This window comes from Maribacter sedimenticola (assembly GCF_900188415.1).
Classification (GTDB): domain Bacteria; phylum Bacteroidota; class Bacteroidia; order Flavobacteriales; family Flavobacteriaceae; genus Maribacter; species Maribacter sedimenticola.
In genome coordinates, this window is record NZ_FZNV01000001.1 from 832,385 (window position 1) to 853,912 (window position 21,528).

Below are 21,528 nucleotides of genomic sequence, written 5' to 3' on the forward strand. Positions count from 1 at the left end.
TAATTTTGTGCTATTAATTATGGGTTCTATAAACCTAATAGTTTTATCTCGGGGGCTTGCTGTAAGTAGGGGTAGCCTCTCCAATAAAAACCTGGTGCACTATATTTCCAGACAACCTCTTGCTCCCTGGTTACTTCCCAAAAACCAAAATCACCTTCAGTAATTAGAATATTGCCATTTTCAAGTAATACGGCACCTGATACTTTCCCTGAATATAAATCCGGGTCAGTAAAACTCCAAGTAATGGTTGGCTCATTGTCAGTATTAGCTTCTAAATTGAAATTCTCCGGTAATTGTAGTTCATAAACTGTTGATTGTTTGATATCATTACCATTAGAAAATATCAAAAGTTTACCCAAGTGTTCACCTTTGAGCAAGTTAGGAAAATGATTATTTTGAAAAAGTCTAGTGCCTTCTGTATTACCGTATGCTTCTGGATTACCAAAACGATAAATTAAATCTCCACCTTTATTGTAATTTCCACCTATATGACCTGAAGCTTCCTCAGTTGAAGTACTATGATCTATTACCCACACTTCTGAAAATGAATTTACACTTAAATAAATAACATCTTTATTTTCGTCATATGCTATGGCATTAGCATGCATTATATCTCCTTTAACTTCTGGCAATAATGATACTTGTGTGCTATAATTAATATCTATTAAATGAGGATTTTGGTTTATAATACCGTAATTATTCTTTGTATCATCAAATTCTTGTACTAGGTGATCCATTGAATGCCACTCCCAAACAATAGAGCTAGAGGTAGGGTTAATTTCTATAATTGATTCTGGATATATATTTTCTGAAAGCATAAAGCCTTCTTCTTTTGCCTGTAACGAATCCATAATTGACCAAACCATGGCTATGATATTGCCATTGGGCAGCATTTCTACATCATGATGTGTTTCGCCATTTTCTGTCGAATAGATATATTCCCAAGATGGAGTATTATCTGGTTCAATGATTTGAATTTTACCTCCTTTACCTCCTAATGGTATTTTTGGTTCGTCTGATTCAAGTGAAGCCAGTAATTTTCCATTGGTCATTAAAAAAACATCATTTCCAATATTATTTGTCAGATTCCATTCATGAAGAAGTTTAGCTTTCTTATTCATAATATAAACCCGGTTGGCACTTGCATCATTTACTAATATGTAGTTAGAGTCAATTTTAGTTTCATTAAATATTTCAACAGTTCCGATTGGAGTGAAATCTTCATCTATGTTTAAATCCTCCTCAACTTCTGGTAATGTAGGGTTGTTTATGTCAAAAGCTATTTCATCTGCGTTAGTGCAGGAGTACACTCCATATATTAAGCTTAAGCAAATTAGGAGACAATAGTTTATTTGTTTTCTTCTCAAAATCAAGAATTTTAGTACTTAAGGTAAGATTTATTAATTGTACATAGGATATTCCTACTTAAATAATTTAAAGCTCTTGTATACTCATTACTTCAAATTTCATTGTAATTTTAAGGTGGGTGACAATCTATTTTAATTGAAAAGTTATTTTGAAAATAGATTTTAAAAATAAAGCCACCCCAATATAGAGGTGGCTTTTTATCATAACGGTAATGTCAATTTACCAATATTAATCCTTACAAAAATCTATTGTAATAGGACCTGCATCAGCACTTTGATAGCCACCAACTATGTTTCCGTTAGGTGTAACGATTTCAAATCCTATTTCGCCATATTCATCTCCAGGGAAATACCAATCTGCAGTTAAAGTACCTTCAGGTATTGTAATTGTTCCTACACCTGCTGATCCATCGTTTGGAACACAATCAGTTCCTCCAAGGAACGTTCCGGCCGCTCCTGTATATGGAGAACAAAGTCCTACCTCTAATACTGTTCCGTCGTCTAGGGTTACGGTAATACCATCACCACCATTTCCAGTATTTGTTTGCCACCCATCACCATAAGAATCTGTCATGTTAATGGTCCATACACCAGGTGTTGGTGCTTTTGGAGGACAAACAACTGTAGCAGAATATAAAAATGGAGAGGAAAAATACGATCCTGTCAACGTACCGGAATTCTGTGCGAATGAAAAGGATCTTCCATCATTTAAAATTAAAGCAAACCTAATTCTAAATTGGTCACTTCCATCTATATCACTAGCGGAAATACCGGTAACTCCTAGAAGTTCTCCTAAAGTAGCGGAAAAGCTATATGTAGGTAATCCTCTATCGCCAACTCCAAATTCAGAAGAAGGAATAGTTGTTAACAAGGATTCTGCTACATCGCCTGGACCATTGCTTGGATCTGCGTCCAAAAAGCTTACATATACTTCCAAAGCATCAACCAACGTACCGTCTGCCTCACTTTGAATTTCTAAATCAACAGAAAATTCACCAGTATCTACACCAATAGGCAATTCGTTGGATTTAACTTCTATAGTTCTCAAAATTGCTCCTCTAGTGGTGTTGGCTACAACATCATCTACTACAGCATCTCCTTCATCGCAAGATGTGAACATCAGCGAAGTGAGCATACATGCTGCAAAAACTTTATAATTTATTTTCATCATTTTAAGTTTTTTAATTAATTAATTCGCTGGTGGAAATGCAGGGCTAGCTGGATTTGTATCCCAGAATACCTGAGTAGTTAGCGACGTTCTTTGTGTTAAATTTGGATTGGTAACTACCTCGTTTTGTGGAAGTAATAATGTTCTTGGGAATGCTCCCGGATCTGGCTCCCAGTTAGGAAGAACAGTAGTTGGGAATCCTGTTTTTCTATAGTAGTTCCAAGATTCTCCGCCTCCACCATATAAAGCAATCCAGTATTGCTCAGCAAAAACATTTTCTTTGTCGTCACCTGTAGCTGCGTTGTATTCAGCTACAATACCTTCAATATAATCAGAAACTTCATCTGCTGTAGGCTCAAAAGATTTGTCAGCTGTTCCGTCCAATGCTCCGAATGTTTGAACTTTAGCAATGGATTTAGTCATACCAGCTTCCATAAATGTTCCTCTTTCGGCATCTGTAGCAGCCATCTCGGCTCTCCAAAAATCAACCCATGAAGCTAATAGCATCGGTTCGATACCGGCACCACCGCCACCAACTCCTAAACCAACTTCACCAAAGCTATTGTCGTCAAAGCGACCTCCTGCTGGATATACGCCAGAAGCAGTTCTTGTAAATCCATCTGGAGGAGTACCTTCATCATTACCATGAGAACGTCCCCAATATCCATTGTCAACACTACAGTACGTATAACCACCATCTATATAATGCTGTGGAGGAACCACTAATGAACAAGCCAAAGTTTCTTCATTTGGATCAACAGGGTCGCCATTTATATCAAGTGCACCTGGTGTTCCGTCAACTTGTCTGTAAAAATAGTAGCGAATCCTTGGATCATCTTTCATCAACATGGTTTCCATTGTCCAATTTGAACGATATAAATTTGCGCCACTTGGTGTATAATCACTGGCATAGTCAGGATGACGTGTGTCTGGCTGTAACTGATTGGTACCATAGGTAAACTGCAAGTCGTCCTCATTACTGCTGATAAAATTGTTTCCAGTTATAATACTATTAAAAGCAGATACATTACCAGTGGTTTTGTAAGCTTTTAGTTTTATGGTATTAATTACTTTAATCCATTGTGAAGAATCCCCATCATAGTAAAAATCCGTAGCACCTTGCGTAGCAGGATTTGTGTTCAATAATGCCTGTGCTTCATCTAACAAACTTAGCGCTACTGCATAAATTGTTTCTCCATCATCTAATTTTGGAGCAGGAAACTCAACAGGATTCAAAGCTTCTGTATAAGCTGCATTACCAATCATATCAACTAATATGACCAAACTATGTGCTTGTGCTATTTTTCCTAGTGCAACGTGAAAATCATAATTGATGTCCGAATCTGCATTTATTCTTTCAATTTCTTGAAGATTTGCAAAAATGTTGCTGTAGGTTGTAGACCAAATGCCATTCATGGTTGCACCTTGGTAGTTATTGAAATAATCTCTACCTCCCATGAATTGGATTCTGGTTAATGCACCGCCAATAGCGTTAAATGTACTAACGTTGTTTCTATAACCTAACTGTATGGTGTTAAGTAATAGATTAGGATCTCCCTGTGTAAGAATATTAGGGTTTTCTGTAAGATTCAATTCAGTGGTATCACAGGAGTTTAGAAAACTACCTGATATAAATACCACCAATATGTATTTAATTATTTTTTTCATGATATATCTTGTTTTTAGCAATTTTTAAAAGGTCATCTTTACGCTCATACCATATCTTCTGGTACTTGGACCATTCAAGAAGTCAAATCCTCTACCATTACCTACACCAACACCTGCTACGTTAGGGTCAAAATTTGCACCGTCAGGAGTATTATAGGCATCATACCAAAGGTTAAATCCTTGTACGGTAAATGTTAAGCTTCCAAAAGGTGTTTTTTCCAAAAATCTTTTTGGTAAGGAGTACCCTAAAGAAACTTCTTGCAAACGAATAACGGATGCATCATAAATTTTAGCTTCAGCAGGACCGAACAACAAATTACTAAAGTAATACGTGGAGTTGTTGATCTGAACATCATTAGGTTGTCCTGTAGTTTGATTTACTCCAGGTAAGATATAAGTGTTTAACCTATCTTCTGTTTCAACGATCAAACCTCTACCAAGCAATGTTGCTATAGTACTGGACATGATGTCACCACCTTTAATATGGTTTATTTGAAATCCAAGACTCCAGTTCTTATAGGATAAGGAATTTATAAAGTTCATTGTGTAATCTGGTACGGCATCACCAATAATTGGAACATTACCATCTAGATCAGATTCCGTAATTACATAGTTACCAGCTGCATTTGTCAACAAATCCCCATTTTCATTTCTAGCGAACGCAGTACCAACAATACTACCTAAAGACTCACCTTTAATTGCGGCATTACCACCAATGAATAAGGCTGAGTTACCAGTATAAATGATGATATCCTGTTCTTGCTCTTCAACAATTTCTTTATTGGCAAAGAAATTCACACTAGATTTCCAGCTAAATCCATCAGGATTTCTGAAGAAATCAATTCCTAGATCTGCTTCATAACCCTTGTTACTGATTTGTCCAATGTTACTTTGAGTAAACTGGAATCCTGTAGAAGGTGATAACGGTTCCGTAACTATAAGGTCATCTGTTCTTCTATCATAATATGTAGCGTCCAATGACACACGATTGTTGAAGAATTTACTTTCAAAACCTACTTCAAATTCTTTTAACAATTCAGGCTTTAAATTAGGATTGGCTTTAAATGAACTAATACTGTTCAAGGTTACGGGTCCAAATGCTCCACCAGACTGTTGAGTGTTTTGGTCAACACCACTTACCGTTGGGTAATTTTCTGGGAAGTTTGCAGATGTTCCGTAACTAGCTCTTAATTTAAGATAATTCAATCCTCCTTCTGATCTTAATCCTGAAAAAGCAGCGGTAGGTAAGAAAGATAAACTAGCACCAGGATAGGTAAGACTTCTGTTCTCCGTAATTAGGTTGGAAACCCAATCCGTACGACTACTTAAGTTAAGGAACAACATGTTATCATAATCAATACTAACATCTCCAAAGACACCAACAATATTTCTTTTTCTAGAAAATTGTATCGGTAATTGATTTTCATAATTGAAATGTCTCCTAACACCAAATACTATTTGTCCTGAACTTGCGACACCTTGTCTGTCGTATTCATCTGAACGAGCATTGGCACCAACGTTAAATGTTAATCCTATTTTATCGGATATATCATAATTACCGTTTAAGCTAAATGTATGGTCCCAAATAGTATTATTGTTGTCAAATGTATTTAAGAATCCAAAAATATCGAAATCAAATTCTACACCTCCTTTGTCAGAAAACTGAGTGTTTCTTTCGTTGTAGAAATCAAGACCGGTTCTAAATGTAGTCCCAAGATTCTCATTTATTTCATAAGACAATGATGTGTTAAAATAGAATCTATTTGTTAACTGATTGAATTTAATGTGTTCAGTTACCCAACGTGGATTGATTATGTCGTTACCGTTTCTATAGTAAACACTACCACCTGTTACAGGGTTTTCATATGGCAGGCCCATTAAATCTACGTTTCTTGGTGTAAATAATACTGCACCATAAACCGAGTTGGAACTAATACCACCGTTACCCCTACTTGCAGATACGGGTGGAGTATCATAATCTGTTCTTGAATAGTTCATAGTTCCTGCAATGGTGAATTTGTTGCTTAATTTTGAACGCCCACCAACAGAAAAGTTTATACGTCTTAATTGGTTGCCTGGTGTAAAACCAACATCGTTTAAATGTCCTAAGTTGGCATTATACGTTGTATTGCCATCTTGTGAACCGCCAGAAAAGTTAACAGAGGTATTGGTCACATGGCCAGGAGCAAAAAATTCCTCTACGGAATCATAAGGTCTCCAGTCATAACGTGCACCTTGTAATTCAGGGAATGCTTCTCTTGTACCTGCAATTGCCGTAGTTGAATAAGGATGCTCCAAAGTTCCATTTTCATCAATGGCAGCTTGAGCTCCCCATCCAGCCGTTCCTTCTCTATCGAAACTTGGTCCCCAGTTACTGAAGAACCATCCAAATGCTTGATCAAAACCACCACCATATTTAGTTTGGTATTCTGGTAAGGATGCATATTCGTTAGTAAAGTAAGATGTGTTTACAGAAATCTCATTCTTTTTAACACCACCCGTATTAGCTGCTGCTTTGGTCGTAACAAGTATTACACCGTTTTTACCAAGTGTACCATATAAAGTAGTTGCCGCCAAACCTTTAAGTACTTCAATGTTGGCAATATTATTAGGGTCAATATCCAAGAAACGTGATGATCCGGTATTTCCAGAAAGGAAATCTCCGCCACTGTTGGTGTCATTACTGAAAGGAACACCATCTACAATAAATAAAGCTTGGTTACTTCCACTAAATGAACTTAAACCTCTAATTGTCACACTCGTTGCAGAACCGGACATACCACCACCAGAAGTAATGTTAACACCAGCGGCTTTACCAGCAAGTACACGCGCAACGTCACCTTCAGCTCTAGATTCCAAAGCTTCTTGACCAACTGAACTTGTTGCGTAACCTAAGGCCTTCTTTTCACGTTTAATACCTTGTGCAGTTACCACAACCTCTTCAAGAGCTTGAGCATCTTCCTGCATTGCAACATTAACCGTGTCTCCTGCCCCTACAGTTTGACGAACAGCTTTTTGTCCAATGTAGGTAAATAGTAAAGTTTGTCCTTGTGAGGCACTGATGGAATAATTTCCATCGAAATCGGTCTGGGTACCGTTAGTGGTGCCCTCGACTACAATGTTTACCCCAGGCAAAGGAAGCCCTTCTTGATCAGTAACCGTACCGGAAACTGTTTTTTGCTGTGCGAACGAAAGATGCACAACTAACGCCAAAAGTAGCGTTAACAATCCTTTTAGTTTTGTTCTCATTTTTAAATTATTTGAATTAGCTAGCGGCAAACTTCACAATAAACTGTTAATAATGCAAGTGAATTTTAATAAAACTTTAAGGAAACTCATAAAATTATTAGTTACAGATAAAACACCGCGCATATTTTAAGTTATATAATTTTACCCCTTAAATTTTGAGAATATGCTAATTTCATAGAGAATGCGACGTTAAAATATGTTGGAATTTGATTACGCGATAAAGAAATTTTCATCTAAAAATTTAACGAACTGAGCAGATAAATTTTAACACTAATAAAGGGTTGAAAATCAAATAGTAAAAAAAATATAAAAATAATTTGATCAGGGTTTGAATTATTCTGAAATATCACTACATTTGCCGACCCTTAAAGTAGGGGTAATTTTTATACATTATATTATAGTATGCCAACAATATCACAATTAGTACGAATAGGAAGAGAGACGATTACTAAGAAGAGTAAATCGGCTGCTTTGGATTCGTGTCCTCAGAGAAGAGGTGTTTGTACACGTGTTTATACTACAACACCAAAGAAACCAAATTCAGCTATGCGTAAAGTAGCAAGGGTAAGGTTAACCAATGGTAAAGAAGTGAACGCTTACATTCCCGGTGAAGGACATAATCTACAAGAGCACTCGATAGTATTAGTAAGAGGCGGAAGAGTTAAAGATTTACCAGGGGTAAGGTATCATATTGTACGTGGTGCATTGGACACAGCAGGTGTGGCCGGTAGAACACAACGTAGATCAAAATATGGCGCTAAGAGACCTAAGAAGTAATTAAACTTGTTTAAAAGGAAGTAATGAGAAAAAGACAGGCAAAGAAAAGACCACTTTTACCGGATCCAAGGTTTAACGACCAATTGGTTACGCGTTTCGTCAATATGATGATGTGGGATGGTAAGAAATCAGTCGCTTTTAGTGTTTTTTACGATGCAATAGACATCGTTGATGCTAAAAAGACAGATGATGAGAAAACAGCTTTGGAGTTATGGAAAGATGCATTGAGCAATGTTATGCCGCATGTTGAGGTTCGTAGTAGAAGAGTTGGTGGGGCAACGTTCCAGATTCCAATGCAGATTAGACCGGATAGAAAAATATCTACCGCTATGAAGTGGTTGATCAGTTATGCAAGAAAGCGTAATGAAAAAGGAATGTCTCAAAAATTGGCAGGTGAAATTTTAGCTGCGGCCAAAGAAGAAGGTGCTGCCGTTAAGAAAAGGGTCGATACGCACAAAATGGCAGAGGCAAACAAAGCATTCTCTCACTTTAGATTCTAATATATAATGGCAAGAGATTTAAAATACACTAGAAATATTGGAATTGCCGCGCATATTGATGCCGGTAAGACTACGACTACTGAACGTATACTTTTTTATACAGGGGTAAGTCATAAAATTGGAGAGGTTCATGATGGTGCTGCCACTATGGACTGGATGGAGCAAGAACAGGAAAGAGGTATTACCATTACTTCTGCGGCTACAACTTGTACATGGAAATTTCCTTTGGAGAATGCAAAGGAATTGGAAGAAACAAAAGATTATCATTTTAATATTATCGATACACCGGGACACGTTGATTTTACCGTTGAGGTAAACCGTTCCTTGCGTGTTTTGGATGGTTTGGTGTTTTTGTTCAGTGCGGTTGATGGTGTTGAGCCTCAATCGGAAACAAACTGGAGATTGGCGGATAATTACAAGGTGCCAAGAATTGGTTTTGTAAACAAAATGGACCGTCAGGGATCTAATTTCCTAATGGTGTGCAAGCAAGTTAAGGAGATGTTGGGTTCTAATGCAGTTCCTATTGTTTTGCCTATTGGTGATGAAGCTGATTTCAAAGGTATAGTTGATTTGGCCAAGAATAGAGCTATTGTTTGGCATGATGACAACTTTGGTTCTACTTTCGATGTCATCGATATACCTGAAGATATGAAAGCTGAGGTTAAGGAGTATAGAGCTGCCTTGATTGAAGCTGTTGCAGAATATGATGAGGAGTTGATGGAGAAGTTCTTTGAGGACGAAGATTCCATTACCGAAGAAGAAGTACATGCCGCATTAAGAGCTGCTGTTATGGATCGTGCGATCATTCCTATGATCTGTGGTTCTTCTTTTAAGAATAAAGGTGTTCAGTTTTTATTGGATGCTGTATGTAGATATTTACCTTCTCCTATAGATAAGGATGCAATTGAAGGAACAAATCCTGAAACTGGTCAAGTAGAGAAGCGTAAACCAAATGTTAAGGAGCCATTTGCGGCCTTGGCGTTTAAAATTGCCACCGATCCATTTGTTGGAAGATTGGCATTCTTTAGAACATATTCTGGTCGTTTGGATGCTGGTTCATACATTTTGAACAATCGTTCAGGTAAGAAAGAGCGTATTTCTCGAATATATCAGATGCACTCTAATAAGCAAAATGCGATCGATTTTATTGAAGCAGGTGATATTGGTGCAGCGGTAGGTTTTAAGGATATCAAGACAGGGGATACTATGTCTGATGAGAAACACCCAATCGTTTTGGAAAGTATGAACTTCCCAGAGCCGGTTATTGGTATTGCTGTAGAGCCTAAGACCAAGGCAGATGTAGATAAGTTGGGTATGGCTTTGGCTAAATTGGCTGAAGAAGATCCTACATTCCAAGTTAAGACAGATGAGGCTTCGGGACAGACTATTATTTCCGGGATGGGCGAGCTTCACTTAGATATTATCGTTGACCGTCTAAGAAGGGAATTTAAGGTTGAGGTTAGCCAAGGTGAGCCTCAGGTGGAATATAAGGAAGCGTTGACTAAAACAGCGTCTCACAGAGAGGTTTACAAGAAACAATCTGGTGGTCGTGGTAAGTTTGGTGATATTGTTTTCGAAATGGGTCCTGCGGATGAGGATTTTGAAGGAGAAGGTCTTCAGTTTGTCGATGAGATTAAAGGTGGACGTATTCCTAAGGAATTTATACCTGCTGTTGAAAAAGGATTTGTTGCTGCTATGCAGAACGGACCTTTGGCAGGTTATGAGATGGATACCATGAAAGTTGTTCTTAAGGATGGTTCTTTCCACCCTGTGGATTCGGATGCACTTTCTTTCGAGCTTGCTGCAAAAATGGGTTACAAGGCCGCTGGTAAAGCTGCTGGTGCTGTAATCATGGAGCCTATTATGAAACTGGAAGTTATTACTCCGGAAGAAAATATGGGTGATATCGTGGGTGACTTGAATAGAAGAAGAGGTACTATTGGCGATATGAGCGATAGGGCAGGTGCTAAAGTTGTTAAAGGTACTGTTCCTTTATCTGAAATGTTCGGTTATGTTACTTCATTGAGAACATTGTCTTCAGGTCGTGCAACTTCAACTATGGAATTTTCACACTATGCAGAAACTCCTTCCAATATATCGGAAGAAGTGATAAAAGCAGCAAAAGGAATAACAGCATAAATTTAGGACATGAGTCAAAAAATTAGAATAAAACTAAAATCCTACGATCACAATTTAGTGGATAAATCCGCTGAAAAGATTGTAAAGACGGTAAAGACAACCGGTGCTGTTGTTACAGGGCCAATTCCTTTGCCAACACATAAAAAGATATTTACGGTATTGCGTTCACCGCACGTAAATAAAAAATCAAGAGAGCAGTTTCAGTTAAGTTCTTATAAAAGATTACTTGATATCTATAGCTCTTCTTCTAAAACTATTGATGCACTTATGAAGCTTGAGCTTCCTAGTGGTGTAGAAGTAGAGATCAAGGTGTAAGTAATTAACCTGTCTTGTTAAGATAGGTGACATGTCCTAAGCTGCGGGCGAGGGAAAAACGGAAAAAAATAATTTAGGGTTAAATTATTTTGACCCTATTTTTTTGAATAGTATTTAATAGTAATAATTAATATAAATAAGTATGTCTGGGTTAATAGGAAAGAAAGTAGGCATGACCAGTATTTTTGACGAGAATGGAAAGAATATTCCATGTACCGTTATACAAGCTGGACCATGTGTAGTTACCCAAGTCAGAACCGAAGAGGTTGACGGGTATAGTGCCCTTCAGCTTGGTTTCGATGACAAGGCAGAAAGTCGTGCTAATAAGGCTCAATCGGGTCATTTTAAAAAGGCAGGTGCTTCTCCTAAGAAAAAAGTCGTTGAATTCCGAGATTTTGAAGGTGAGTTTAAATTAGGGGACACTGTTGGTGTGGATGTTTTCGTTGAAGGCGAATTTGTCGATGTTGTAGGTACTTCTAAAGGTAAAGGATTTCAAGGTGTAGTTAAGCGTCATGGTTTTGGTGGTGTGGGTCAAGCAACCCATGGTCAGCATAATAGACTTAGAGCTCCTGGTTCAATTGGTGCCGCTTCATATCCGGCAAGAGTATTTAAGGGTATGAAAATGGCCGGTAGAATGGGGTCTGACCGTGTTACGGTTCAAAACCTTAGGGTTTTAAAAGTAGTTCCAGAAAAGAATCTTTTAGTAGTAAAAGGTTGTGTTCCTGGCCATAAGAATGCTTATGTAACGATACAAAGGTAGAGGTAATGAAAATAGCAGTTTTAGATATTAAAGGAAAAGACACAGGCAGAAAGGCAAACCTTTCTGATGATGTTTTCGCTATAGAGCCTAATGAGCATGCGGTCTATTTGGATGTTAAACAATATTTGGCACATCAAAGACAAGGTACGCATAAAGCAAAGGAAAGAGCTGAAATAGCAGGTAGTACTAGAAAGATAAAGAAGCAAAAAGGTACAGGTACGGCAAGAGCCGGTAGTATTAAGTCGCCTATCTTTAGAGGTGGTGGTAGAATATTTGGCCCTAGACCTAAGGATTATACCCAAAAATTGAACAAAAACCTTAAGCGTTTGGCAAGAAAATCTGCCTTGACATTAAAGTCAAAGGACAATGCCATAATCGTGGTCGAGGATTTCGATTTTGATACACCTAGAACTAAGGATTTTGTCGAGGTTTTAAAGACTTTAGGTATTGAAAACAAAAAGTCTTTGATTGTGTTGGGTGATTCAAATAAAGGTGTATATTTGTCTTCGCGTAATTTCAAAGGGTCTGAAGTTATAACTAACTCAGAATTAAGCACTTACAAAATACTTAATGCAAATAGTGTAGTGTTGTTGGAGAGCTCTCTAGAAGGAATCGAATCGAATTTAAATAAACAATAATATCATGAGTGTGTTGATAAAACCAATTATAACGGAGAAAATGACTGCTGATAGCGAGTTGAACAATCGTTATGGTTTCGTAGTTAACCCTAAGGCAAATAAATTGCAGATAAAGGATGCAATTGAAGCTACTTATGGTGTTTCGGTTAAAAAGGTGCGTACTATGAATTACGGACCCACCAGAAAATCCAGATATACAAAAACTGGGGTGCAGCATGGTAAAACAAATGCCGTTAAGAAGGCAATAGTTGATGTTGTAGAAGGTGATATTATTGATTTTTACAGTAATCTATAAAGACAAGAAATGTCAGTTAGAAAATTAAAACCAATCACTCCTGGACAGCGTTTTAGAGTAGTAAACGGATTTGACGCCATTACTGCTGATAAGCCGGAGAAAAGCTTGCTTGCTCCGTTAAAAAAGTCCGGAGGTAGAAACAGTCAAGGAAAGATGACCATGCGCCAAAAAGGTGGAGGTCATAAGAGAAGGTATCGTGTAATTGATTTTAAAAGGGATAAGCAAGAAGTGCTTGCGACCGTAAAATCTATTGAGTACGATCCAAACAGAACGGCATTTATTGCTCTTTTAGAGTATGCTGATGGTGAAAAACGATATGTGATCGCGCAGAACGGTTTACAGGTTGATCAGAAAGTTTCTTCGGGTGCTTCTGTGGCGCCAGAAATAGGAAATGCAATGCCTTTGAGTGAAGTTCCTTTAGGAACGATTATTTCGTGTATTGAATTAAGACCTGGACAAGGAGCTGTAATGGCTAGGAGTGCTGGAACCTTTGCTCAGTTAATGGCGAAGGACGGTAAGTTTGTAACGGTTAAAATGCCTTCCGGTGAAACTAGATTGGTTCTTTCTGGTTGTTTTGCGACAATTGGGGCGGTATCAAACTCTGATCATCAATTGCTTGTTTCCGGTAAGGCCGGTAGAAGTAGATGGTTGGGTAGAAGACCAAGGACTAGACCAGTAGCTATGAACCCTGTAGATCATCCAATGGGTGGTGGTGAAGGTAGAGCTTCAGGTGGACATCCAAGATCTAGAAACGGTATTCCTGCAAAAGGATTTAGAACCCGTTCTAAGACTAAGAGCACCAATAAGTATATAATAGAACGTAGAAAGAAATAAAAAAGTAGAAAGAAATGGCACGTTCACTAAAAAAAGGACCATACGTTCACTATAGTTTGGAGAAAAAAATCCAACAAAGTGCAGCATCCGGTAAAAAATCGGTAATCAAAACTTGGTCAAGGGCATCTATGATCACTCCAGATTTTGTTGGAATGACAATAGCTGTGCACAACGGAAAACAATTTGTACCTGTTTTTGTAACTGAAAACATGGTTGGACATAAACTTGGGGAATTTTCACCTACTAGATCTTTTAGAGGTCACGTTGGTGCAAAAAACAAAGGAAAAAAGTAAGCTATGGGAGTTCGTAAAAAACAAATGGCCGAAAGAATCAAGGCTGAAAAAAAGAAGGTAGCTTTCGCGAAGTTGAACAATTGTCCAACTTCACCTAGAAAGATGCGTTTAGTTGCTGATTTAATTAGAGGTGCTAAAGTTGAAAATGCCTTAGCTATATTAAGATTTAACCCAAAAGAGGCTTCTAGAAAACTAGAAAAATTGTTGTTGTCCGCTTTGGCCAACTGGCAGGCTAAAAATGAAGATGCTAATCTTGAGGATGCTGATTTGGTCGTTGCCGAGATAAGAGTTGATAGCGGTGCAATGTTAAAGAGATTGCGTCCAGCTCCACAGGGTAGGGCACATAGAATTAGAAAACGTTCAAACCATGTTACTTTGGTTTTAGGGTCTAAAAATATAACAGAAAACTAGAATGGGACAGAAAACAAATCCAATAGGAAATCGTCTAGGAATCATCAGGGGTTGGGAATCTAACTGGTATGGTGGAAACGATTATGGGGATAAATTGGCGGAAGATGATAAAATACGTAAGTATATCCATGCCAGGCTTTCTAAAGCTAGTGTTTCTAGAGTAATTATAGAGCGTACCCTTAAATTGATTACTGTAACGGTGACCACGGCACGTCCTGGAATAATCATCGGTAAAGGAGGTCAGGAAGTTGATAAGCTGAAAGAAGAGTTGAAAAAAATCACCAATAAGGAGGTTCAGATCAACATCTTTGAAATTAAGAGACCAGAATTGGATGCTAATTTGGTTGCGGCAAGTGTTGCCCGTCAAATAGAAAGTAGAATTTCCTTTAGAAGAGCTATCAAGATGGCTATTGCAGCTGCAATGAGAATGAATGCCGAAGGTATCAAAATTCAAATCTCAGGTAGGTTGAACGGAGCGGAAATGGCACGTTCGGAATCTTATAAGGATGGTAGAATTCCATTATCCACATTTAGAGCAGATATTGATTATGCTTTACAAGAAGCCCAGACCACATATGGTAAACTTGGAATTAAAGTTTGGATCATGAAGGGCGAGGTTTACGGTAAAAGAGAGTTGTCACCTTTAGTGGGAATGCAAAAAGGAGATTCCTCTAAAGGAGGTAAACAAGAAGGTGGTAGAAAACAACGTCGTAGAAAGTAATTTTTTAAAGAACTAAAGTAATGTTACAACCGAAAAGAACGAAGTTCCGTAAAATGCAGAAAGGCCGTATGAAAGGCTTAGCTGGTAGAGGACACCAACTTTCAAATGGTATGTTCGGTATAAAGAATGTTGATGATGCAGCATTCTTGACTTCACGCCAAATTGAGGCTGCCCGTATTGCTGCAACAAGATATATGAAAAGGGAAGGTCAGTTATGGATTAAAATATTTCCAGACAAGCCTATAACCAAGAAGCCTCTAGAGGTACGTATGGGTAAAGGTAAAGGTGCTCCTGAGTATTTTGTAGCCGTAGTAAAACCGGGTAGAATTATGTTCGAAGTAGCTGGAGTTCCTATGGAAGTAGCAAAAGAAGCTTTAAGATTAGCGGCACAGAAGCTTCCTGTTAAAACAAAATTTATTGTAGCTCGAGATTACGAGGGCGGAAATTAAACGTAAGGAACAATGAAAAAACAAGAGATCAAAGAATTGTCTGTCGAAGGACTTACGGAGAAATTGGCCGAGTATAGAAAGCAGCATGAAGAATTGAAAATGGCACATTTTGTAACTCCGTTGGAAAATCCATTACAGATTAGAAAAGTAAGGAGAACGGTAGCAAGATTAGCCACTGAATTAACTAATAGGGAAAACCAATAATTGGTTCGGCTTTATGGAAAAAAGAAACTTAAGAAAAGAGAGAGTAGGAGTTGTCACTAGTAATAAGATGGAAAAGTCCATTGTTATTTCAGAGGTGAAAAGAGTAAAGCATCCTATGTACGGTAAATTCGTTTTGAAGACAAAGAAATATGTTGCACATGACGAAAAGAACGATTGCAATATTGGTGATACTGTAAAGATCATGGAAACTCGTCCTATGAGTAAAACCAAATGTTGGAGATTAGTAGAAATCTTAGAAAGAGCTAAATAAGTTATGTTACAGCAAGAATCTAGATTAAAGGTAGCGGATAACACCGGAGCGAAGGAAGTATTGACTATTCGTGTTCTTGGTGGTACCAAAAGAAGATATGCATCCATTGGTGATAAAATTGTTGTTACCGTTAAGGAGGCCACACCAAATGGAGGTATCAAGAAAGGAGCGGTATCAACTGCTGTTGTCGTGCGTACCAAGAAAGAGGTGAGAAGACCAGATGGGTCGTATATCAGATTTGACGATAACGCTTGTGTTTTATTGAATCCTGCCGGAGAGATGAGGGGAACCCGTGTTTTCGGACCCGTTGCAAGGGAGCTTAGGGACAAGCAATTTATGAAGATTGTATCATTGGCCCCAGAGGTATTATAATATAACGGACAAGATGAAAAAGTTGAAAATAAAAACAGGAGACACCGTAAGAATTATCGCTGGTGACCATAAAGGTACCGAAGGTAAGGTTATGCGTGTAAATCTTGAAAAAAATAAGGCCATCGTAGAAGGTGCAAATATGGTTTCCAAACATGAGAAACCTAGTGCAAAGAACCCTCAGGGTGGTATTGTAAAAAAAGAAGCTTTAATCCATATTTCAAACCTTGCTTTGATCGACGGTAAATCTGGAGATACTACAAGGGTAGGTTATGAAATGAGGGATGGTAAAAAAGTTAGGGTTTCCAAAAAATCCAAAGAAGTAATTTAGTTATGGCATACGTTACAAGATTAAAGAAAGAGTATAAGGAGCGAATTATAGCTGCCCTTACCGAAGAATTTGGTTACAGTAATGTAATGCAGGTTCCTAAGTTGGAAAAAATAGTAATGAGCAGAGGAATAGGTGCTGCCGTTGCTGATAAAAAGCTTATTGATCATGCAATTGATGAAATGACGATGATCACTGGTCAAAAAGCTGTTGCTACATTATCTAAAAAAGATGTTGCTGCCTTTAAATTAAGAAAAGGTATGCCTATTGGTGCAAAGGTTACCCTTAGAGGTGAGCGTATGTACGAATTCTTAGATCGTTTAGTAACGTCTGCATTACCAAGGGTACGTGATTTTCAAGGAATCAAGGCTACTGGTTTTGATGGTCGTGGAAATTATAACTTGGGTATAACCGAACAGATTATTTTCCCGGAAATCAATATTGATAAAATCAATAGAATTAACGGAATGGATATTACTTTTGTGACCTCTGCAAATACTGACAAGGAAGCAAAATCATTATTAACAGAATTAGGTTTACCTTTTAAAAAGAATTAGTATGGCTAAGGAATCAATGAAAGCCCGTGAAAGAAAAAGGGAAAGAACTGTAGCAATTTACGCTGAAAAAAGAAAGGCTCTAAAGGAAGCTGGAGACTATGAAGGTTTGCAAAGACTTCCTAAAAATGCTTCTCCAGTACGTTTGCACAATAGATGTAAGCTTACCGGAAGACCTAAGGGTTATATGAGAACTTTTGGAATTTCTAGGGTAATGTTCAGGGAAATGGCAAATGCCGGTTTAATTCCAGGTGTTAAAAAAGCCAGCTGGTAAAAAAGAATTATTAATGGTTTCAGGTTTAACGTAAAAGTTAAAAACCGTCACCGAATTATATATACATGGTAACAGATACTATAGCAGATTACCTAACGAGAGTTAGAAACGCAAGTAGAGCAGGTCATAGAATTGTTGAAATTCCTGCTTCTAATTTAAAAAAGGAGATAACAAAAATATTGTTCGATCAAGGATATATTTTAAGTTATAAGTTTGAAGAGAACAAGGTTCAGGGCACTATTAAAATTGCTTTGAAATATGACAAGTTTACAAAAGAGCCTGTTATCAAGAAAATACAGCGTATAAGTAAGCCGGGTCTTAGAAAATATGCGGGTAGTGACGATTTGCCACGTGTATTGAACGGTTTGGGTATCGCTATTGTTTCTACATCCCATGGTGTAATGACAAGTAAGCAAGCAAAGGCGGAAAAAGTTGGTGGTGAAGTTTTATGCTACGTTTATTAATTGATAAAAGAATTAGAAAATGTCTAGAATAGGTAATAATCCAATCGCGATTCCAGAAGGAGTTACAATTGAAATCAATGAAAATATCATTTCCGTAAAAGGAAAGTTAGGAGAGTTGACTCAAGAGTTCTCTGGTGTATCGGTTAAAGTGGAAGATGGTCAGGCTTGGGTAACAAGACCTTCAGATTCTAAGGAGCATAAAGCAAAACACGGTTTATATAGGTCACTTATACTCAACATGGTTGAGGGCGTTTCAAAAGGTTGGACCAAAGAATTGGAGTTAGTAGGTGTAGGTTACAGGGCTAGTAACCAAGGTCAAAAATTAGATTTGGCTCTAGGGTTTTCCCATAATATAGTATTTGACTTGGCCCCAGAGGTTAAGGTTGAAACTGTTTCTGAAAAAGGAAAGAACCCAATAGTTAAATTGACCTCTCATGACAAACAATTGGTTGGTCATATAGCAGCTAAGATAAGATCATTCCGTAGACCTGAACCGTACAAAGGAAAAGGTATTAAGTTTGTTGGTGAAATATTAAGAAGAAAAGCTGGTAAGTCAGCTTAATATAAGTGTATTATGGGATTATCAAAAACACAAAGAAAAAATAGAATCCGCCGTAGAATCCGTAAGGTTTCCACCGGAACTGCAGCTAGACCTAGGTTATCTGTTTTCCGTAGTAATAGCGAGATTTACGCACAAGTTATAGACGACGTTAAAGGAGTTACTTTAGTATCTGCTTCTTCAAGAGATAAGGATATTGCAAAAGTAAAAGGTAACAAAACAGAGATTGCCGCACTAGTTGGTAAAACAATTGCCGAGAAATCTGTAAAGGCGGGTCTTGATAAGGTAGCCTTTGATAGAGGTGGAAATTTGTATCATGGTAGAGTTAAGTCTTTGGCCGAAGGTGCAAGAGAAGCAGGATTAAAATTCTAATAAACTAGTATGTTCCAAAAATATAAAAACGTAGAAACGGTTAAACCTGGCGGTTTAGATTTAAAAGATAAATTAGTTGGCATCCAACGTGTTACCAAGGTAACTAAAGGTGGTAGGGCATTTGGTTTTTCTGCTATTGTTGTCGTAGGTGACGAAAATGGTGTTGTAGGTCACGGTTTAGGTAAGTCTAAAGAAGTTGCAACTGCAATAGCAAAAGCAATTGAGGACGGTAAAAAGAACTTGATTAGAATTCCTTTGAACAATGGTACATTGCCACATGAGCAAAAAGGTAAATTTGGTGGAGCAAGGGTTTATATCCAGCCAGCTTCTCATGGTACGGGTGTTATTGCCGGTGGTGCAGTGAGATCAGTTTTAGAAGCTGTTGGTGTACATGATGTTTTGTCCAAATCACAAGGTTCTTCAAATCCACACAATGTTGTAAAAGCAACTTTTGACGCTTTATTGCAACTTAGGGATGCAAAGACCATTGCAAGTCAAAGAGGTGTTTCTTTAGAAAAAGTATTTAAAGGCTAAGAGTAGAATTATGGCAAAGATTAAAGTTACACAGGTAAAAAGTGGAATCAAGAAACCTCAAAATCAGAAAAGAACTCTTGAGGCTCTTGGTTTAAAAAGAATTGGTCAAGTTGTAGAACATGATGATACGGCCAACATTCTTGGAATGATAAATAAAGTTAAACATTTAGTTTCCGTTGAGGGAGCTTAAAGATAGAATATAATGGGTTTACATAATCTACAGCCTGCAGAAGGTTCAGTTAATAGGGACGGTAAACGTCTTGGAAGAGGACAAGGGTCAGGAAAAGGTGGAACTGCTGCAAGAGGACATAAAGGAGCAAAATCAAGATCTGGTTATTCTAAGAAAATTGGTTTTGAAGGTGGTCAAATGCCATTGCAACGTCGTGTTCCTAAATTTGGATTTACAAATATCAACCGTAAGAACTATAAAGGTATCAATATTGAGAAGTTACAGGAACTTGTTGATAATAAAGTAATTTCAAAAGAGGTTTCTTTGGATATTTTGGTTGAAAACGGAGTAGTAGGTAAAAACGACTTAGTTAAAATTTTAGGTAACGGTGAACTTAAATCCCCCCTAAAAATTACGGTACATAAATTTACCGCTTCTGCTAAGGCAGCTATTGAAGCAGCTGGTGGTGAAGCAATAAGTTTGTAAGCATAAACGAGAGCATGAAGAATTTTATTGATACAATATCCAATATTTGGAAGATAGAAGAGCTAAGAAATAGAATACTTATTACCTTGGGTCTTTTATTGGTGTACCGTTTTGGTTGCCAAATTGTTCTTCCAGGTATAGATTCTACGCAGTTGGGTGGTTTGACCGATGGAACCGATCAAGGTATCTTTGGTCTATTAAACGCATTTACAGGAGGGGCTTTTGCCAATGCTTCTGTTTTTGCATTAGGTATTATGCCTTACATCTCTGCTTCAATTGTGGTGCAATTAATGGGTATTGCTATACCATATCTTCAAAAACTTCAAAAAGAGGGTGAAAGCGGTCGTAAAACTATTAACCAAATTACTAGATGGTTGACCATTGGTATTTGTATAGTTCAAGCTCCTGCCTATCTCTACGGTTTGGAAGCCTTTGGTGTTAGGGACAGTGCTTTTATTTTAGGAAAAGGGCTGGATTTTATGATACCTGCAGTAATCATTTTGGTTACAGGTACCGTTTTTGCTATGTGGTTAGGAGAAAAAATTACAGATAAAGGTATTGGTAATGGTATTTCATTGTTGATCATGATCGGTATTATTGCAACCATGCCACAATCCTTTGTACAGGAATTTATTTCAAGGACCGTTGATAATAATGGCGGTCTAATGTTTATTCTGATTGAAGTTATTATTTGGTTCCTTGTTATTTTGGCATGTATATTATTGGTAATGGCTACTCGTCAAATACCGGTTCAGTATGCCAGGAGAACGGCTTCCGGTGGTTATGAGAAAAACATCATGGGATCAAGACAGTATATTCCATTAAAATTAAATGCATCTGGAGTAATGCCTATAATCTTTGCACAGGCTATTATGTTTGTTCCCGGAATGATAGGTGGCGCATTTGATGATACTTCATTTGGGCAGTGGATGCAAGTTCAGTTTAGTGATATATTTGGTTTGGCATATAATATTTTATTTGCCTTGTTGATCATCATCTTTACATATTTCTACACGGCAATTACGGTTCCTACCAATAAAATGGCAGATGACCTTAAAAGAAGTGGTGGTTTTATACCAGGAATACGTCCTGGGAAAGAAACAGGAGATTTTTTAGATAAGATTATGTCATTAATAACGTTACCTGGATCAATTTTCTTAGCTTTGCTCGCAATTTTGCCGGCCGTTGTCGTAAAGTTGATGGATGTTCAGGCTGGATGGGCCTTATTTTATGGAGGTACATCTTTATTGATTATGGTTGGTGTGGCTATTGATACTGTGCAACAGGTGAATTCATATCTGTTGAATAGACATTATGATGGCCTAATGAAAACCGGTAAAAATAGAAAAGTAGCATAATT

29 protein-coding genes are annotated in these 21,528 nt (G+C 37.6%); 25 read left to right on the top strand and 4 right to left on the bottom strand.

Annotation, left to right across the window (positions count from 1 at the left end; genetic code table 11):
• Positions 1–26: 26 nt before the first annotated feature.
• From CHB68_RS03395 to CHB68_RS03410, 4 genes are all read right to left on the bottom strand, one after another.
• Positions 27–1,367 carry an aryl-sulfate sulfotransferase gene (locus CHB68_RS03395; RefSeq protein ID WP_245838774.1) on the bottom strand — a complete coding sequence of 447 codons (1,341 nt, stop codon included), beginning with the start codon at positions 1,365–1,367 and terminating at the stop codon, positions 27–29.
• Positions 1,368–1,596: 229 nt separating this feature from the next.
• Positions 1,597–2,538 carry a hypothetical protein gene (locus CHB68_RS03400; RefSeq protein WP_143815165.1) on the bottom strand — a complete coding sequence of 314 codons (942 nt, stop codon included), beginning with the start codon at positions 2,536–2,538 and terminating at the stop codon, positions 1,597–1,599.
• A gap of 18 nt (positions 2,539–2,556) precedes the next feature.
• On the bottom strand, positions 2,557–4,203 hold the full coding sequence (locus tag CHB68_RS03405) for a SusD/RagB family nutrient-binding outer membrane lipoprotein (RefSeq protein ID WP_089259440.1): 1,647 nt from the start codon (positions 4,201–4,203) through the stop codon (positions 2,557–2,559).
• A 24-nt stretch (positions 4,204–4,227) separates the two neighbouring features.
• Positions 4,228–7,452, bottom strand: a complete 3,225-nt coding sequence (locus CHB68_RS03410) for a SusC/RagA family TonB-linked outer membrane protein (protein WP_089259441.1) — start codon at positions 7,450–7,452, stop codon at positions 4,228–4,230.
• Positions 7,453–7,854: 402 nt separating this feature from the next.
• Here CHB68_RS03410 and rpsL point away from each other — a divergent pair, with 402 nt between their 5' ends.
• The 25 genes from rpsL (at position 7,855) to secY (ending at position 21,526) form a co-directional block, all read left to right on the top strand.
• Positions 7,855–8,229 carry a 30S ribosomal protein S12 gene (rpsL, locus tag CHB68_RS03415; RefSeq protein ID WP_036152127.1) on the top strand — a complete coding sequence of 125 codons (375 nt, stop codon included), beginning with the start codon at positions 7,855–7,857 and terminating at the stop codon, positions 8,227–8,229.
• Between the two features lie 23 nt (positions 8,230–8,252).
• A complete protein-coding gene (rpsG, locus tag CHB68_RS03420) occupies positions 8,253–8,729 on the top strand; it encodes a 30S ribosomal protein S7 (RefSeq protein ID WP_089259442.1) in 477 nt (158 codons plus the stop codon).
• 6 nt (positions 8,730–8,735) lie between these two features.
• Positions 8,736–10,868: an elongation factor G gene (fusA, locus tag CHB68_RS03425; RefSeq protein ID WP_089259443.1), complete on the top strand. Its 2,133-nt coding sequence runs from the start codon at positions 8,736–8,738 to the stop codon at positions 10,866–10,868.
• A 9-nt stretch (positions 10,869–10,877) separates the two neighbouring features.
• Positions 10,878–11,183 carry a 30S ribosomal protein S10 gene (gene rpsJ / locus CHB68_RS03430; RefSeq protein WP_007094989.1) on the top strand — a complete coding sequence of 102 codons (306 nt, stop codon included), beginning with the start codon at positions 10,878–10,880 and terminating at the stop codon, positions 11,181–11,183.
• Between the two features lie 142 nt (positions 11,184–11,325).
• Positions 11,326–11,943 carry a 50S ribosomal protein L3 gene (gene rplC, locus CHB68_RS03435; protein WP_089259444.1) on the top strand — a complete coding sequence of 206 codons (618 nt, stop codon included), beginning with the start codon at positions 11,326–11,328 and terminating at the stop codon, positions 11,941–11,943.
• 5 nt (positions 11,944–11,948) lie between these two features.
• The gene (rplD, locus tag CHB68_RS03440; protein ID WP_089259445.1) at positions 11,949–12,581 is read left to right on the top strand and encodes a 50S ribosomal protein L4; all 633 of its coding nucleotides are present in this window, start codon (positions 11,949–11,951) and stop codon (positions 12,579–12,581) included.
• A 4-nt stretch (positions 12,582–12,585) separates the two neighbouring features.
• Positions 12,586–12,876 carry a 50S ribosomal protein L23 gene (gene rplW, locus CHB68_RS03445; protein ID WP_089259446.1) on the top strand — a complete coding sequence of 97 codons (291 nt, stop codon included), beginning with the start codon at positions 12,586–12,588 and terminating at the stop codon, positions 12,874–12,876.
• Between the two features lie 9 nt (positions 12,877–12,885).
• On the top strand, positions 12,886–13,710 hold the full coding sequence (rplB, locus tag CHB68_RS03450; RefSeq protein WP_089259447.1) for a 50S ribosomal protein L2: 825 nt from the start codon (positions 12,886–12,888) through the stop codon (positions 13,708–13,710).
• A 14-nt stretch (positions 13,711–13,724) separates the two neighbouring features.
• Positions 13,725–14,003 (top strand): 30S ribosomal protein S19, encoded by a 279-nt coding sequence (gene rpsS, locus CHB68_RS03455; RefSeq protein WP_089259448.1) that lies wholly within the window; start codon positions 13,725–13,727, stop codon positions 14,001–14,003.
• 3 nt (positions 14,004–14,006) lie between these two features.
• A complete protein-coding gene (gene rplV / locus CHB68_RS03460; protein ID WP_089259449.1) occupies positions 14,007–14,414 on the top strand; it encodes a 50S ribosomal protein L22 in 408 nt (135 codons plus the stop codon).
• A gap of 1 nt (position 14,415) precedes the next feature.
• The gene (gene rpsC, locus CHB68_RS03465) at positions 14,416–15,135 is read left to right on the top strand and encodes a 30S ribosomal protein S3 (protein WP_089259450.1); all 720 of its coding nucleotides are present in this window, start codon (positions 14,416–14,418) and stop codon (positions 15,133–15,135) included.
• 20 nt (positions 15,136–15,155) lie between these two features.
• Positions 15,156–15,584, top strand: a complete 429-nt coding sequence (gene rplP, locus CHB68_RS03470) for a 50S ribosomal protein L16 (protein WP_089259451.1) — start codon at positions 15,156–15,158, stop codon at positions 15,582–15,584.
• Between the two features lie 12 nt (positions 15,585–15,596).
• Complete coding sequence (gene rpmC / locus CHB68_RS03475; protein WP_089259452.1) at positions 15,597–15,788, top strand: 50S ribosomal protein L29; 192 nt, start codon at positions 15,597–15,599, stop codon at positions 15,786–15,788.
• A 13-nt stretch (positions 15,789–15,801) separates the two neighbouring features.
• Positions 15,802–16,059: a 30S ribosomal protein S17 gene (gene rpsQ / locus CHB68_RS03480; protein ID WP_058104316.1), complete on the top strand. Its 258-nt coding sequence runs from the start codon at positions 15,802–15,804 to the stop codon at positions 16,057–16,059.
• A gap of 3 nt (positions 16,060–16,062) precedes the next feature.
• Positions 16,063–16,431 carry a 50S ribosomal protein L14 gene (gene rplN, locus CHB68_RS03485; RefSeq protein ID WP_027064819.1) on the top strand — a complete coding sequence of 123 codons (369 nt, stop codon included), beginning with the start codon at positions 16,063–16,065 and terminating at the stop codon, positions 16,429–16,431.
• Between the two features lie 13 nt (positions 16,432–16,444).
• Complete coding sequence (rplX, locus tag CHB68_RS03490; protein ID WP_089259453.1) at positions 16,445–16,759, top strand: 50S ribosomal protein L24; 315 nt, start codon at positions 16,445–16,447, stop codon at positions 16,757–16,759.
• Positions 16,760–16,761: 2 nt separating this feature from the next.
• The gene (gene rplE, locus CHB68_RS03495; RefSeq protein ID WP_089259454.1) at positions 16,762–17,313 is read left to right on the top strand and encodes a 50S ribosomal protein L5; all 552 of its coding nucleotides are present in this window, start codon (positions 16,762–16,764) and stop codon (positions 17,311–17,313) included.
• Position 17,314: 1 nt separating this feature from the next.
• Positions 17,315–17,584, top strand: a complete 270-nt coding sequence (rpsN, locus tag CHB68_RS03500) for a 30S ribosomal protein S14 (RefSeq protein ID WP_089259455.1) — start codon at positions 17,315–17,317, stop codon at positions 17,582–17,584.
• A gap of 65 nt (positions 17,585–17,649) precedes the next feature.
• On the top strand, positions 17,650–18,048 hold the full coding sequence (gene rpsH / locus CHB68_RS03505; protein WP_089259456.1) for a 30S ribosomal protein S8: 399 nt from the start codon (positions 17,650–17,652) through the stop codon (positions 18,046–18,048).
• Between the two features lie 19 nt (positions 18,049–18,067).
• Positions 18,068–18,610, top strand: a complete 543-nt coding sequence (rplF, locus tag CHB68_RS03510) for a 50S ribosomal protein L6 (protein WP_089259457.1) — start codon at positions 18,068–18,070, stop codon at positions 18,608–18,610.
• Between the two features lie 12 nt (positions 18,611–18,622).
• Positions 18,623–18,979, top strand: a complete 357-nt coding sequence (gene rplR, locus CHB68_RS03515) for a 50S ribosomal protein L18 (protein ID WP_089259458.1) — start codon at positions 18,623–18,625, stop codon at positions 18,977–18,979.
• Between the two features lie 9 nt (positions 18,980–18,988).
• Positions 18,989–19,513: a 30S ribosomal protein S5 gene (rpsE, locus tag CHB68_RS03520; RefSeq protein WP_089259459.1), complete on the top strand. Its 525-nt coding sequence runs from the start codon at positions 18,989–18,991 to the stop codon at positions 19,511–19,513.
• A gap of 10 nt (positions 19,514–19,523) precedes the next feature.
• The gene (gene rpmD, locus CHB68_RS03525) at positions 19,524–19,703 is read left to right on the top strand and encodes a 50S ribosomal protein L30 (RefSeq protein ID WP_089259460.1); all 180 of its coding nucleotides are present in this window, start codon (positions 19,524–19,526) and stop codon (positions 19,701–19,703) included.
• A 12-nt stretch (positions 19,704–19,715) separates the two neighbouring features.
• Positions 19,716–20,168: a 50S ribosomal protein L15 gene (gene rplO, locus CHB68_RS03530; protein ID WP_089259461.1), complete on the top strand. Its 453-nt coding sequence runs from the start codon at positions 19,716–19,718 to the stop codon at positions 20,166–20,168.
• A gap of 14 nt (positions 20,169–20,182) precedes the next feature.
• Positions 20,183–21,526 carry a preprotein translocase subunit SecY gene (gene secY, locus CHB68_RS03535; RefSeq protein WP_089259462.1) on the top strand — a complete coding sequence of 448 codons (1,344 nt, stop codon included), beginning with the start codon at positions 20,183–20,185 and terminating at the stop codon, positions 21,524–21,526.
• The last annotated feature ends 2 nt before the right edge of the window (positions 21,527–21,528 follow it).

Coding starts and splice junctions, on each gene's coding strand:
- CHB68_RS03400 (WP_143815165.1), bottom strand. CDS start 2,538: ATGATGAAAATAAATTATAAAGTTTTTGCAGCATGTATGCTCACTTCG.
- CHB68_RS03405 (WP_089259440.1), bottom strand. CDS start 4,203: ATGAAAAAAATAATTAAATACATATTGGTGGTATTTATATCAGGTAGT.
- CHB68_RS03410 (WP_089259441.1), bottom strand. CDS start 7,452: ATGAGAACAAAACTAAAAGGATTGTTAACGCTACTTTTGGCGTTAGTT.
- rpsL (WP_036152127.1), top strand. CDS start 7,855: ATGCCAACAATATCACAATTAGTACGAATAGGAAGAGAGACGATTACT.
- rpsG (WP_089259442.1), top strand. CDS start 8,253: ATGAGAAAAAGACAGGCAAAGAAAAGACCACTTTTACCGGATCCAAGG.
- fusA (WP_089259443.1), top strand. CDS start 8,736: ATGGCAAGAGATTTAAAATACACTAGAAATATTGGAATTGCCGCGCAT.
- rpsJ (WP_007094989.1), top strand. CDS start 10,878: ATGAGTCAAAAAATTAGAATAAAACTAAAATCCTACGATCACAATTTA.
- rplC (WP_089259444.1), top strand. CDS start 11,326: ATGTCTGGGTTAATAGGAAAGAAAGTAGGCATGACCAGTATTTTTGAC.
- rplD (WP_089259445.1), top strand. CDS start 11,949: ATGAAAATAGCAGTTTTAGATATTAAAGGAAAAGACACAGGCAGAAAG.
- rplW (WP_089259446.1), top strand. CDS start 12,586: ATGAGTGTGTTGATAAAACCAATTATAACGGAGAAAATGACTGCTGAT.
- rplB (WP_089259447.1), top strand. CDS start 12,886: ATGTCAGTTAGAAAATTAAAACCAATCACTCCTGGACAGCGTTTTAGA.
- rpsS (WP_089259448.1), top strand. CDS start 13,725: ATGGCACGTTCACTAAAAAAAGGACCATACGTTCACTATAGTTTGGAG.
- rplV (WP_089259449.1), top strand. CDS start 14,007: ATGGGAGTTCGTAAAAAACAAATGGCCGAAAGAATCAAGGCTGAAAAA.
- rpsC (WP_089259450.1), top strand. CDS start 14,416: ATGGGACAGAAAACAAATCCAATAGGAAATCGTCTAGGAATCATCAGG.
- rplP (WP_089259451.1), top strand. CDS start 15,156: ATGTTACAACCGAAAAGAACGAAGTTCCGTAAAATGCAGAAAGGCCGT.
- rpmC (WP_089259452.1), top strand. CDS start 15,597: ATGAAAAAACAAGAGATCAAAGAATTGTCTGTCGAAGGACTTACGGAG.
- rpsQ (WP_058104316.1), top strand. CDS start 15,802: ATGGAAAAAAGAAACTTAAGAAAAGAGAGAGTAGGAGTTGTCACTAGT.
- rplN (WP_027064819.1), top strand. CDS start 16,063: ATGTTACAGCAAGAATCTAGATTAAAGGTAGCGGATAACACCGGAGCG.
- rplX (WP_089259453.1), top strand. CDS start 16,445: ATGAAAAAGTTGAAAATAAAAACAGGAGACACCGTAAGAATTATCGCT.
- rplE (WP_089259454.1), top strand. CDS start 16,762: ATGGCATACGTTACAAGATTAAAGAAAGAGTATAAGGAGCGAATTATA.
- rpsN (WP_089259455.1), top strand. CDS start 17,315: ATGGCTAAGGAATCAATGAAAGCCCGTGAAAGAAAAAGGGAAAGAACT.
- rpsH (WP_089259456.1), top strand. CDS start 17,650: ATGGTAACAGATACTATAGCAGATTACCTAACGAGAGTTAGAAACGCA.
- rplF (WP_089259457.1), top strand. CDS start 18,068: ATGTCTAGAATAGGTAATAATCCAATCGCGATTCCAGAAGGAGTTACA.
- rplR (WP_089259458.1), top strand. CDS start 18,623: ATGGGATTATCAAAAACACAAAGAAAAAATAGAATCCGCCGTAGAATC.
- rpsE (WP_089259459.1), top strand. CDS start 18,989: ATGTTCCAAAAATATAAAAACGTAGAAACGGTTAAACCTGGCGGTTTA.
- rpmD (WP_089259460.1), top strand. CDS start 19,524: ATGGCAAAGATTAAAGTTACACAGGTAAAAAGTGGAATCAAGAAACCT.
- rplO (WP_089259461.1), top strand. CDS start 19,716: ATGGGTTTACATAATCTACAGCCTGCAGAAGGTTCAGTTAATAGGGAC.
- secY (WP_089259462.1), top strand. CDS start 20,183: ATGAAGAATTTTATTGATACAATATCCAATATTTGGAAGATAGAAGAG.